Origin of the sequence: Actinomadura rudentiformis, from assembly GCF_008923185.1 — a bacterium.
Taxonomy (GTDB): Bacteria; Actinomycetota; Actinomycetes; order Streptosporangiales; family Streptosporangiaceae; genus Spirillospora; species Spirillospora rudentiformis.
In genome coordinates, this window is the sequence record NZ_WBMT01000002.1 from 410,306 (window position 1) to 423,267 (window position 12,962).

At 71.5% G+C, this 12,962-nt stretch carries 9 protein-coding genes; 4 read left to right on the forward strand and 5 right to left on the reverse strand.

Annotation, left to right across the window (positions count from 1 at the left end):
- Positions 1-2 precede the first annotated feature (2 nt).
- Positions 3-923, reverse strand: coding sequence for a hypothetical protein (locus F8566_RS05360; RefSeq protein ID WP_192809525.1), 921 nt, complete (start codon positions 921-923; stop codon positions 3-5).
- A 233-nt stretch (positions 924-1,156) separates the two neighbouring features.
- On the reverse strand, positions 1,157-1,858 hold the full coding sequence (locus F8566_RS05365) for a TetR/AcrR family transcriptional regulator (protein ID WP_151558599.1): 702 nt from the start codon (positions 1,856-1,858) through the stop codon (positions 1,157-1,159).
- 131 nt (positions 1,859-1,989) lie between these two features.
- Here F8566_RS05365 and F8566_RS05370 point away from each other — a divergent pair, with 131 nt between their 5' ends.
- Both F8566_RS05370 and F8566_RS05375 read left to right on the forward strand, forming a co-directional pair.
- Positions 1,990-2,907 (forward strand): NAD-dependent epimerase/dehydratase family protein, encoded by a 918-nt coding sequence (locus F8566_RS05370; protein WP_151558601.1) that lies wholly within the window; start codon positions 1,990-1,992, stop codon positions 2,905-2,907.
- 107 nt (positions 2,908-3,014) lie between these two features.
- A complete protein-coding gene (locus tag F8566_RS05375; protein WP_151558603.1) occupies positions 3,015-7,784 on the forward strand; it encodes an FtsK/SpoIIIE domain-containing protein in 4,770 nt (1,589 codons plus the stop codon).
- A 30-nt stretch (positions 7,785-7,814) separates the two neighbouring features.
- Here the strand turns inward: F8566_RS05375 and sigJ are convergent, their stop codons facing one another.
- The gene (gene sigJ, locus F8566_RS05380; RefSeq protein ID WP_151558605.1) at positions 7,815-8,690 is read right to left on the reverse strand and encodes an RNA polymerase sigma factor SigJ; all 876 of its coding nucleotides are present in this window, start codon (positions 8,688-8,690) and stop codon (positions 7,815-7,817) included.
- Between the two features lie 98 nt (positions 8,691-8,788).
- On the reverse strand, positions 8,789-9,508 hold the full coding sequence (locus F8566_RS05385) for a TetR/AcrR family transcriptional regulator (RefSeq protein WP_151558607.1): 720 nt from the start codon (positions 9,506-9,508) through the stop codon (positions 8,789-8,791).
- Positions 9,509-9,595: 87 nt separating this feature from the next.
- Here F8566_RS05385 and F8566_RS05390 point away from each other — a divergent pair, with 87 nt between their 5' ends.
- Both F8566_RS05390 and F8566_RS05395 read left to right on the forward strand, forming a co-directional pair.
- Entirely contained in the window at positions 9,596-11,053 is a 1,458-nt protein-coding gene (locus tag F8566_RS05390; RefSeq protein WP_225992897.1) for an MFS transporter, read from the forward strand.
- Positions 11,050-11,400 carry a nuclear transport factor 2 family protein gene (locus F8566_RS05395; RefSeq protein WP_151558609.1) on the forward strand — a complete coding sequence of 117 codons (351 nt, stop codon included), beginning with the start codon at positions 11,050-11,052 and terminating at the stop codon, positions 11,398-11,400. Before F8566_RS05390 ends, F8566_RS05395 begins: the two co-directional genes overlap by 4 nt.
- 26 nt (positions 11,401-11,426) lie before the next feature.
- Here the strand turns inward: F8566_RS05395 and F8566_RS05400 are convergent, their stop codons facing one another.
- A complete protein-coding gene (locus tag F8566_RS05400; protein ID WP_151558612.1) occupies positions 11,427-12,620 on the reverse strand; it encodes a threonine synthase in 1,194 nt (397 codons plus the stop codon).
- Positions 12,621-12,962 lie beyond the last annotated feature (342 nt).

Here is a 12,962-nt window from a genome sequence, read left to right on the forward strand (position 1 = left end):
TGTCAGTTCCCGCCCGGTCCAGTGCCGTTGCCGTTCCCGTTGCCGTTACCGGCTCCGGTGCCGTTGCCCGTGCCGCTGCCGGGTCCTGGGTTCTGGGTGTTGCCGTTGCCGGGTGTCTGCTGCTTTTGCGGGTTGGAGTTGGGCGGCTGCTGGGGCGCCGGCTCGGTGCCCGGTGGGAGCAGGGCGAGACCCACCGCTCCGGCAGAGGCGGCTTGCGCGATCGCCGGCGCCTCGTTGGGCGGAACGGCGACGTTCACCGACGTCTGGTCGCCGCGCAGCCGGTCGCTCTTCCCGGAACTGCTGACGGTGACCACGATCGCGTTCGTCGAGAGCACGGTCCCGGGGCGCGGACCGCCCGAACCCGTGCCGGTGCCCACCGCGTACAGGCTCACCCGCGCGCCGTTGACCAGGCCGTCCGCGCCCGCCGGGAGCTGGCCGGGCTTGAGCGCCAGGCCCACGACGACCCTGCCGCGCTCCGCCTCCGCGGTCTTGCTGAGCATTCCGTTGGTGAGCAGCGCGCCTTGGACGAGCGGCACTGCGGCGTACGCACGCGCCACCTTCTGTCGCTCGGACCACCGGAGGTAGTACTCCACGCCGGTGTCGCCGACCTGCACCTCCTGGAGGGCGCTCAGCGGGATGCGCTGGCCCGCCGCGACCGGCTGGACGATGCGGATCGCCGACACGCGCTGGCCGCTGGCCATCACGAGATACGCGCTGGCGAGCGCGCCGCCGAGGATGAGGAGAACGGCGAGCGCGGCGAGCGCCGGTTTGCGCTCGCGTGGTGCGACCGGAAGCCGCTGCCCGCCCGAGACGCCCAGCCCGGACTGTCCCAGCCCCGCCCGGCCCGCGCCCGCGTTACCGCCGGTACCTGCGGAGACTCCACCCGCGACGGCCGATTGATTGCCCTTCATCGCCCTCGCCACGTGCTCCTTCCCGTCCCCCGTGGCCTCCCGCGTCCCGCGAGATCCCACATCACCGGGGCGATCCATGCTCGCGGGGGGCGCGACGCCACGTCAATGGATTCCACGAGGTGAAGCCGCACCGTAACGGGAAATCCTGATTTGACCAGGCATTTCGTCAATCACTTCCGTTCTTACGCTCAGTCACATGAATGGCTGACAGCTACCGAAAAGGTCAGTCTGTTAGCACCAAAAAGTCAGGATTTGAAGCCGATGAGACGTCCAAGCGTCGTCGCGGTGTGGTCGAAGTAGCCGATCCGGTTTTCGACCACGGTCTCGAACTGCCCGAAGAGCTCGAAGCTCACCGTTCCGTAGAGCCCCGCCCAGGCCATCAGCGCCCGCGCCACGACGTCGTCCGGGACGTTCATCTCCACCGCCGCCCGTCCGCGTCCGAGGTCCGCCTCGATCGAGGCCGGCACCGGCGGCAGGCCGGCCGGCGGGTCGAGCTCTCCTGCGTCGTGCGCCTCGGTGACGATGCGGGCGAAGACGATCGTGTCGCGGAGCGCGGCGGGAACGGTGTCCTCGGGTGCCTCGTAACCGGGCACCGGGGAACCGTAGATCAGCGCGTACTCGTGCGGGTGCGTGACCGCCCACTCCCGGATGGCGCGGCAGACGGTGAGCCACCGCCCCGCGTAGTCGTCCGGACGGCTCTCGGCGTCCGCTCGTTCCACGACCTCGCCGAGCGCGTTGTAGCCGTCGATGATCAGCGCCGTCAGCAGGTCGTCCCGGCTGGGGAAGTACCGGTAGATCGCCGAGGAGACCATGCCCATCTCCCGGGCCACCGCGCGCAGCGACAGTCCGGTCGCCCCCTGGGTGGCCAGCTGCCGGCGGGCGATCTCGGTGATCTCGTGGATCAGCTCTGCCCGGACGCGCTCCCGGGCCGTACGGCTCGCACTCATGGAACCGAGGCTAGCAGAGCACCGAAATAAAACGAGAGCACTGCTCTTGACGAACATCGCTCTCTTGAGAGAGCATTGCTCTCGAAGCGGAGCAGCGAGCTCGGCTCACCCGGATCAAGGGAGCGGTTCTCATGGGTAAGCACGTCATCGTCGGTGCCGGCCAGGTCGGTGGACAGCTCGCCACGCTGCTGATGGCCGAGGGCCACGACGTCACCGTCGTCACGCGTTCCGGCTCCGGCCCGGACGGCGTCCGCAAGGTCGCGGCGAGCGCCGCCGACCGCGACCGGCTGATCGAGATCACGCGGGGCGCGGACACTCTCTACAACTGCATGAACCCGCGTTACCACGAGTGGGCGGAGATCTGGCCGCCCGTCGCCGCCTCGCTGCTCGCCACCGCCGAGCAGACCGGCGCGGCCCTGGTGACGCTGGGCAACCTGTACGTGTACGGCCCGGTGGACGGCCCCATGACCGAGGACCTGCCGCAGGCGGCCCCGGGCCACAAGGGCCAGATCAGGGCGAAGATGTGGGACGACATGCTCGCGTCGCACCGGGCCGGGCGGGCACGGGTCACCGAGCTGCGCGCCTCCGACTTCTACGGCCCCGGGAGCACGGAGAACTCCTACATCGGCTCCGTCCGGTTCGTACGGCCGCTGCTCGCGGGCAAGCGAGTCACCTTCCTCAGCGACCCGGCCCAGCCGCACAGCTGGACCTACCTTCCGGACGTCGCCCGGGCGCTGGCCATCGCCGGCACGGACGAACGGGCACTCGGCCGCGTCTGGCACATCCCGACGGCCCCGGCGTTCACCGCCAAAGCGTTCGGCGAGCGGCTGTGCGAGCTGGCAGGCGCCCCGGCCCCGCGCATCGGCACGATGCCCCGGCCCCTCTTCAACGCGATCGGACTGGTCAACCCGATGATGCGCGAGTTGCGGGAGACCCGTTACCAGTTCGACGCGCCGTACATCCTCGACTCGTCCGCGTTCCAGAACGCCTTCGACGTCGCGCCGACTCCGGTGGACGAGGGGCTTAAGGCCGTCATCGCCGCGGCTTAAGGTGGCGTCGTGTCGTCCCTGGGCCGCTCGGCGGCGGCTGTAATTAAGCTGGCCCGAGCGGCAGCGCCGCCCTTCATACGGGGGCGGCGCACTCTGGAGGGGCTTGAATGCGGATCTCGTTCACGGCGCTGACCGGCCAGGGACCCCGAGATGTCGTGATCAATGTCGACGCCGACGCGACCGTTGACAGCGTCGCCAGGTCGCTCTTCGCCACCCTGGACGCCGCACCACCGGCGGATGGCGTTCCGGCCACGCACACGCCGCGCTTTTCGAAAGAGGCGACGCTCGCCCAGGGCGGTCGCCTGGACCTCCGCGGCGGCGCCCGGACCGGCACCCGTGACGGCACTTATGAGGGCGCGCAGAGCGACGCCCGGGTCGACACGCGCAAGGCCGAGCGGCGGACGTTGTGGATGAACGGGCGCATGCTGGACCCGCAGGCCCCCGCCGTCCGGGAACTGCGAGACGGCGCGGTCGTCGCCGTGGAGCAGCGGGCGGCCGCCGCGACCGTACTGGCCGAGCCGACAGGGCTGGTCGAGGTACGGGTGGTGAGCGGTCCGGCGGCGGGCTCGGTGCACCGGCTCGGCCTCGGCGTCTCCACGCTCGGTTCGGGGGCACCGGACGAGGACGTGGACGTCGCCCTCGACGATCCACTCGTGCCGTCGCGATCGTTGCGGATCACCGTCGAGCCGCATGCCGTCCACGTCGAGCCCTCCGCCCAGACGCTCGCCCGGGGTGTGCTCCTGGACGGCGATCCGCTCGCCGCCACGACCGTCTGGCCGCTCGGCGGCATGCTGGCGATCGGTGGCAGCATCCTCACGCTCGCGCAGAGCTCCGCGCCCGACACGCATCTGGAGCCGCTCCCCGAGGGCGGCCTCGCGTTCAACCGCCCGCCGCGCCTGCACCCCGCGCACCGGACGCGCCAGCTGGAGGTGCCCAAGCGGCCCGAACGCAACCCCAAGGAACGGCTGAGACTCTTCGGCGCGCTGCTGTTCTCGGCGTTCGGCCTGGTGATGGCGTTCGGACTCGGCCAGTGGTGGTGGGCGCTGTTCGCGCTGGCCTGGCCGGTGATGACGGTCGGCGAATGGATCGGCGACCGCGTCCACGGCCGCAAGTCGTACAAGAAGGCGCTGAAGGAGTACCACCGGAAGACCGCCGAGTTCGGCGGCGAACTCGACCGGCTGCGCCGCGAGGACCAAGAGGAACGCCGGGCCGTCCACCCCGATCCCGCCGAGGTGCTGCTGACCGCCACCGGCCCGCGGCGGCGGCTCTGGGAGCGGCGCGCCACCGACCCCGACGTCCTCCACCTGCGGCTCGGCGTCGCCGACCTGCCCGCGCGGATCGAGCTGGCGGGGCTGGAGTCGGCGGGTCCGGAGGCGGCCGACCTTCAGGTGCCGGTGGCACGGCTCGTGCCCGTCGCGCTGCCGCTGCCCGAGCTGGGCGTCATCGGCATCACCGGCACCGCCGCCCGCGAGTCGCGCCCGGCGTCCCGCGCGCTCGCGCGCTGGCTGGTGGCCCAGGCCGCCGCGCTGCACAGCCCGCGTGACCTGGCGATCGTCGTGCTGTGCGCGGACCAGGAGGCGGAAGAGGAGTGGAACTGGGTCCGCTGGCTGCCGCACGCGACGCCGCGCGAAGGGGAGGAGTGCACGGCCCTGGTGGGCACCGATCCCGAATCGGTCGCGCACCGCGTCACCGAGCTGGCGATCCGGGTCAGCGAACGGCGGCGGGCCGCGCAGGCGGCGTCGGCGTCGGGTCTCTTGGCACAGGGCGGGTTCGGCCAGGGCAAGCCGGCCGACCTGATCCCGTACAACATCCTCATCGTGCTCGACGGCGCGCGGCAGCTGCGGCGCGTGCCCGGCATGCCGATGTTGCTGCAACGCGGCGCCGAGTTCGGCCTGAACGCGATCTGCATCGACGACGAGGAACGCCTGCTGCCCGAAGAGTGCACCGCCGTCGCCGCCTGGGATCCCGAGAGCCCCGAGACGCTGCGGCTGCGCGGCCAGGGGCTCGACGTGATCGGTCCCGTCCTCGCCGACCAGGTGTCCGCCGCGTGGACCGACCGGGTCGCGCGGGCGCTCGCCCCCGTCCGGGACGTGTCACGGGAGGACGCCGAGGAGGCGATCCCGGCGGAGGCCCGGCTCCTGGACCTGCTCAACCTGCCCGACCCGACGGCCGACCACGTGGCGCGGGCGTGGAGCGTCACCGGCGGGCGGTCCACCCGCGTCCCGATCGGCGTCGGCGCCGACGGCGTGTACGAGGTGGACCTGCGCACGGACGGGCCGCACGGCCTGATCGCCGGGACGACCGGCGCCGGCAAGTCCGAGCTCCTCCAGACGCTGATCGCCTCGCTCGCCCTCACCAACCGGCCGGACGAGATGACGTTCGTGCTCATCGACTACAAGGGCGGCGCCGCGTTCAAGGACTGCGCCAAGCTCCCGCACACCGTCGGCATGGTCACGGACCTGGACGGCCACGCGACCGAGCGCGCCCTCGAATCGTTGTCGGCCGAGCTGCGGCGCCGCGAGGAGATCCTGCTGAGCGTGGGTGCGAAGGACATCGAGGACTACAACGACCTGCGCGGCATGAAGGCCCATCCCGACCAGGGCCACTCGTTCGTCCGCAGCGACGAGCCTCCCGAGGGGGGACGAACCCCCGTCACTCCACGGGCCGGCGAGCCGGACATTCCTCGCTTCGCTGCGGGTGACCGGCTCGCCCCGATGCCGCGCCTCGTCCTGGTGATCGACGAGTTCGCGGCGATGGTCACCGAGCTGCCCGACTTCGTCACCGGTCTCGTGGACATCGGCCGCCGTGGCCGCTCGCTCGGCGTGCACCTCATCCTCGCCACGCAGCGCCCGGCGGGCGTCGTCACCGCTGACATCCGTGCCAACACCAACCTGCGGATCGCGCTGCGCGTGACCGACCCGGACGAGTCGACCGACGTGCTCGACTCCCCCGAGGCGGCGCAGATCTCCAAGGCCACGCCCGGCCGCTGCTACATCCGTTCCGGCGCGTCGGCGCCGCACGCGGTGCAGTCCGCGCGGATCGGCGGCCGGCGGCCCGGCACCGGACCCGCCGTCGCCGCACCCGCCACCGTGCTCCCCGTGCCGTGGCAGGGCCTCGGCCGGCCCTTGCCCGCGCCGCGCGAGTCCCTGGACGACGCGGACGGGGGAATGGTCACCGACCTAGCCGTCCTCGTCCAGGCGATCGCCGAGGCGGCCCGCCGCGAGGGCATCGAGCGGCAGCCGTCGCCGTGGCTGACCCCGCTGCCGGACAAGGTCAGGCTCGCGCCGCGCACCGCCGCGGGCGGCTCGGTCGTGGACGTCCCGCCGATCGCGTTCGGCATCACCGACCTGCCCGCCGTGCAGTCCCGCGAGCCCCTGACCCTCGACCTCGCCGGCGGCGGCCACCTCTACCTCGCCGGCGCGTCGCAGTCCGGGCGCTCGACCGCGCTGCGCACGATCGCGGGCTCCCTCGCCGGGGCGTGCTCCCCGTACGACGCGCACCTCTACGCGATCGACTGCGGCGCCAACGCGCTGCTGCCACTGGTGTCGCTGCCGCACTGCGGCGCGGTCGTCGGCCGCGACCAGCTCGACCGCGTCGAACGGCTCATCACCGCGCTCGCGGCCGAGGTCGCGCGGCGCCAGCAGCTCCTCGCCGAGGCGGGCTTCGCCTCGCTCGCCGAACAGCGCGCCGCCGTCGCCGCGCCCGACCGGCTCCCATGGATGGTGCTGATCCTCGACCGCTGGGAGGGATTCGTCGGCGCGTTCGAGCACTACGACTACGGCCGCCTGGTCGACGCCGTCCTCCGCCTGCTGCGCGAGGGCGCGGCGGTCGGCCTGCGCGCGGTCTTCACCGGCGACCGCTCCGGGCTGAGCGGCCAGGTGTCCACGGTGTTCGACCGCCGCCTCGTCCTGCGCATGGCCGACCCGAACGACTACGGCTACGCGGGCCTGCAGGAGAAGCAGGTGCCCGCCGAGATGCCGCCGGGCCGCGTCCTGGAGATGGCCGGGGCCGGCATGCCGCCGCGCGAGTCGCAGATCGGTCTGCTCGGCGACGACCCGTCGGGCACCGCCCAGGTCGCCGCGCTGCAGGAGATCGCCCGTACGTGCGTCACGCGCTACGGGCGGCTGCCACGCAGGCAACGCCCGCTCCACGTCGACGAACTCCCGGTCCGCGTCACCTACCGGGAGGCGATGGCGCTCGACCAGGAGTACACGGCCCCCTCCACGTTGTGGGCGCTGGTCGGCGTCGGCGGCGACACCCTCGCCCCGGTCGGCATCGACCTGCTGAACGAGGGCCCCGGCTTCGTCGTCGCCGGCCCACCGCGTTCGGGCCGCTCCACCACGCTCCGCACCATCGTCGAGTCGCTCCTGGACCCCTCGGTGGCGGGCGGCCTCGTCCCGGTCGTCCTCATCACCCCGCGGCGCTCCCCCCTGCGCCTGCTGAGCGGCCGTCCCGGCGTCCTCGGCCTGCTGTCGGCCGACTCCGAAGAAGAGGACCTGACCGCGGCCATCGGCGACGAGCACCGCTACGCCGTCGTGGTCGACGACGCCGAACTCCTCGACGAGACCGAGCTGGACGACGCCCTCCGCACCGTCCTCCGCACCGCCCGCGACGGCGAGCACGCGGTCGTCATCGGCGGCACGACCGAGGACCTCGGACGCGGCTACCGCGGCTTCCTCTCCGACACCCGCCGGTCCCGTTCGGGGCTCCTGCTGTCGGTCGACAGCCCCGAAGACGGCGATCTCTTCGGCCTGCGCCTCCCCCGCAACGCCACGCTGGGCGGCCCGACCGGCCGCGGCCTCTTCGTGGCCACCGGCGCCACCACCCAGATCCAAGTGGCCCTCCCACCCCCCGTGAGCGGCGACCGCCCCGAATGACGGTCAAGCGGCGACCGCCCGGGATGACGGTCAGGCGGCGGGGAAGTCGATGTGCAGGCCGGCCAGGCGGGCGCGGTCGGCGATGATGTGGATCTCGACGACCCTGCCGTCGGTGATCGTGAACGACTGGATCGCGGTGACCCTGCCGTTCTGGACACCGACGAGACCGGGCACACCGTTGATCAGGGCCGGCTGGGCGTACTTCGCCGCGCTCTGGAACATGAGCGCCTGCCCGGCCACGGCCGCCGCACCGAAGATCGGCTTGTTGGCGGCGCCGATGTCGACACGCAGGACGACGTCCGGGTCGAGCACGGCGACCAGCGCCTCGAAGTCGCCGCCGCGGGCGGCCGCGACGAAGGCGTCGACGACCTCGCGCTGCCGGGCCAGGTCGGCGTCGGGAGCCGGGGCGTCCTGGACGCGGCGGCGGGCCCGGCTGGCCAGCTGCCGGGTCGCGGCCGGAGAACGTTCGGCGATGGGCGCGATCTCCTCGAACGGTACGGCGAACATGTCATGCAGGACGAACGCCAGGCGCTCGGCGGGCGAGAGGGTCTCAAGCACGATCATCAGCGCCAGGCCGACCGAGTCGGCCATGAGCACTTCCTGCTCGGGGTCGATGGCGCCGCTGTCGGCGCGGCTCACGATCGGATCCGGCAGGTACACGTCGAGCGGGTCCTCACGCCGGGCCGAACGGGACCGCAACATGTCGAGGCATATCCGCGAGACGACCGTGGTCAGCCAGCCGGCCAGATTGTCGATCTCGGAGGTGTCGGAGCGGCTGAGGCGGAACCAGGCCTCCTGCACCACGTCCTCGGCCTCGGCCAGCGAGCCGAGCATCCGGTAGGCCACCGACTTCAGATGGGACCGGTGGGCCTCGAAGCGCTCCGCGAGCTGGTCGTTCTCGTCCATGGGGGTCCTCCGTCACAAGATCTTGAGATCGTAACGGGCCCGTTCGGGGGCTCGTGCACGGGTCTTCGACGGGATCCTCGCACGCCGAGATTCAGCTGTCAGCGAACATGGGACTCGGACGGGGTGAGGCCGAGCGACCTCGTCAGGTCGAGCATCTCATCACGGAAGATCGCGGCGGTCTTGTGGGTGAGCGGGCGCAGGTGGCCGTAGATCTCCAGGGCGATCAGGCCGTGCATGCGCCCCCAGACGCGTAGGGAGAGCGCGACCGCGGCGGGCGGGAGGCCGGGGAACTGCTCCTGCGTGGCCTCGGCGAGACCGGTCTCGAAGTCCGACCAGTCGTACGTGCCGGACTGGAGGGATTCGGCCTGTGGCCACGCGGCGGCGACCAGTCCGCTGAGACCCGCGCAGGCGCGGTGGGCGGCCTCGCGCGCCGGGCCGCCTTCGGGTGGCCGGTATCCGGGCACCGGATCGCCGTAGATCAGCCGGAAGCCCTCGGGATTGGCGAGCGCCCACGTGCGGACGTTCTCGCCCCAGGCCAGCAGCCGGCCGGCCGGATCGCTCTCGGGGACGGCGTCCCGCGCGGCCTCCACGGCGTCGACGAGCTCGCCGTAGACATCGCTGATCAGCGTGGTGATCAGGTCGTCGCGGGTCGGGTAGTAGCTGTAGATCGCGCCCGCCGTCATCCCCATCTCACGGGCGATGGCGCGCAGCGAGATGGCGTCGGGGCCGCCGGTGGCCATCAGCTTCAGCGCGATGGTCTTGATCTCGGCGCTGGTCTCGGCGCGCAGCCGGGCCCGTCGGCTCACCGTCTCACTCATGCTTGACAGGCTACAGCGTTGCGCTACTGTTCGGCGTGGCAAGTTTGAACGCCGTGTAGTAACACAACGCCGTATAGGAGACCGATCGTGGACAGAGCCGCGCCCAGGCCCGTACGGGGTGGGCTGACGTTGGCACTGCTGGCATTCACCCAGCTCATCGTCGCTCTCGACTACAACATCGTTTATGTGGCGCTGCCCGACATCGGGTCGGCGCTCGGCTTCACCTCCCAGTCCGTGCAATGGGTCGTCAGCGCTTACGCCGTCGGGCTCGGCGGCCTGTTGCTGTTCGGCGGGCGGGCCGTCGACCGGATCGGCGCCCGGCGAATGTTCATGCTGGGCCTGCTGCTGTACGGGATCGCGTCGCTGGCCGGTGGCCTCGCGACGGGCACCGGAACGCTGGTGGCGGCGCGGGCCGTGCAGGGAGCCGGCGGCGCGCTGCTCACCCCGGCGACGCTCGCGTTGATCTATGGCGGGTTTGCGGAAGGGCCCGAGCGCAACCGGGCGCTGGGTGCCTGGGGGATGGCCGGCAGCGGCGGGCTGGCCGCAGGGTCGTTGCTCGGCGGGGTGCTCACCAACTATCTGGGCTGGGAGTCGGTGTTCTTCGTGAACGTGCCGCTCGCGTTGGGTGCCGCCGCGGCCGCGGTCTGGCTCCTGCCTGCGGATCCGCCTCGTTCCGCCGGATGGGGAGGCTTCGACCTGCCGGGCGCGGTGCTCGCGACCGCCGGGTCGGTGTTGCTGGTCTTCGGGCTGGCGAGCGGTCCCGAGACCGGATGGGGCTCGGTCCAGGCGGCGGGCTCCCTGGCGGCGGGTGCGGCGCTGATGGCGCTCCTGCTCGTCGTCGAGTCCCGTACGCGTGACCCGCTCATGCCGCTCCGGCTTCTGCGCACCCGGTCATTGGCCACGACGATGGCGGTGATCGCCGTCTTCCAGGGCACGCTCGGCGCCGGCTACTACGTGTTCACGTCGTACCTGCAGCCCGTTCTCGGCTACAGCTCGCTGGAGGCCGGGCTGGCGTTCCTGCCGCTCACCCTGACCTGCATGTTCACCGCCGTGAAGGTCGTTCCCGTGATGCTCGGGCGGTGGGGCGTCAGGACCACGCTGGTCACCGGCATGTTCGGCGCCGCGGCCGGAATCGCCGTCCTCGTGGCCGGCATGTCGGTCAACGGCTCGTTCTGGGCACTGATCCCCGGCAGCCTGATCTGGGGCGTCTTCGGCGGCATCGCGTTCGTCGCGCTCTTCGCGGCGGCCGGATCCGGCATCGCCCCCGAGGAGCAGGGCGTCGCCTCGGGAGTCGCCACGAGCGCCAAGGAGATCGGCGGCGCCATGGGCCTCGCCGCGTTCGTCGCCATCGCCACCGCGGGCGCCACAGCGTCGACGCCCACCGACGTCCTCGACGGCCTGCAGACCGCCGGATGGGTGGCCGCGGCCGTGACCGCCGTCGGCGGCCTGCTCGCCCTCGTCCTCAAGCGCCCGGCACCGGCCCCGGAAGGGCCTGCGCCGGTATCGGAAGAAATCACCAGTTCACTTGAAGGAGTCAAGCCATGAGCATCAACGAACTCGTTCAGAACTACCTCGACGTTTGGAACGAACGCGACACGGCACGCCGAGCCGAGCTGATGAAGACGGCGCTGACCGATGACTCGATCTACAGCGACCCGGACTACGCGGGAGTCAAGGGCCACAGCGAGTTGTCGGCCGCGATCGACAAGGCCCAGGCGAAATTCGGCGACCTGGTCTTCTCCCTCGGCACGCTGGTCAACGTTCATCACGACAAGGCGCTCTTCAGGTGGCGGCTCGGGCCGGCCGGAGCGGACTCCGCGGTCGCGACGGGCTACGACTACGTGGAGATCGTGGACGGTCGTTTCAGCCGCGTGATCGGCTTCTTCGAGTGATCTGAACGCCCCGGGAAGGCCGCCGATCAGCGGAGACCGGCGGCCTTCAGCCGGCGGAGGACGGAATCCCAGGTGGGGTCGACGGGGTCGAGCGGGCGGGCGCCGACACCGGTGTCCTTGAACCCGCTGGACGTGGCGATGCAGACGACCGGGCCGGTGCGGTCACGTTCGCCCACCTGCCGGAGCCCAGCCAGGCTGCTGGCGGAGGAGAGCTCGTACCAGAGACCGGTCCGGGAGAGTTCGCGCTGCGCGGCACGCATCTCGTCATCGGTGAGGCTCAACGCGGCGCCGCCGCTGTCCCTGACGGTGATCACGCCGCGGTAGCCGTTGAAGTCGCAGTCGATGGCATACGCGTCGGTCGGCCCCGCCTTCAGATGGACGGCGGGGAGCCCCTGGGCGACGGCACGGGCGAGCGGCGCCCCAGCCGCAGGCTCGCACGAGAACATCCGGGGTGCACGCTCGGTCAGGCCGAGCAGCCGGAGCTCGGTGAAGCCCTTCCAGACGCCGAACAGCAGCTCGCCGTATCCGGTCGGCACGTAGACCGCCGAGGGGACGCCGATCTCACTGAAGATCTCGTACGCGATGGTCTTGTAGCCCTCAGGGCCGTACGCGTGCCCGGTGTGCGTCTCGGTCAGGTTGCTGAGCGGGTGGAACCCCAGCTCGTCCACAATGCGGCGCATGAGCGGCCGGCGTTCCTCCTTGGCCACGGGCAGCACATGCGCACCGTACGCGCTGACGAACGAACCGACCGCCGGGGGCGTGTCCGCCGTGGCGAGAACGATGCATGGGAGACCCGCCCGTGCGGCGAACGCGGCAGCCGACGCGCCATGATTGCCGGACGAGGCCACGACGACGCCAGGCGCCCCGATCGCCGCAGCCGCGCTGACCGTGCACCGGTTGATCCGGTCCTTGTGGCTCCACGTCGGGTTGCGGGACTCGTCCTTGACGAAGACGCCGTCCTCAAGCTGGATCAGCGGCGTACCACCCTCACCCAGCCCCGGCGCCACGAGCGGCGGCAGGATCGGCGCCCACTGATCGAGGTCACCCGGCTGCTGCGCGAACAGCTCACGCGGCACCCGGCCGTAGTCGTAGTCGACCTCCACCGGGTAAGCGATCTCCTCAGTGCTCGTCTCCGGGCAACCGCGGGTGAGCGGCGGCGTCAACGGATAACGGATGGACGCATCGAAGAGAGAACGCTGACCGTTGGCAAGGGAGCTCATGCGAGCCGAGTCTATGGTCGCCCTCAGGCGTACCAGGACGAAGGCCCGCGCGGCTGAAGGACCGCTTCGGCCTTTCCTGGCAGATCATCCCCAGGACCCTCACCGAGCCTCCTGACCGACGAGGACCCGGCCCGTTCCGAACGCGTCATGAGAGCCATGTTCGGAATGAAGAAGATCGACATCCAGGCCCCCGGAGAGGCCTACAACGCCTGATTTCGAAGAGAGGGCCGCCAGGCGACCTCCTCGTCACCAATAAACCTTCCACTGAAGAGTCAGAAACCATGAGCACGGGCCGTGCAAAGACGGACCTGTAGCGCTCTCATTGCTTGCCGCTGTCCCCTC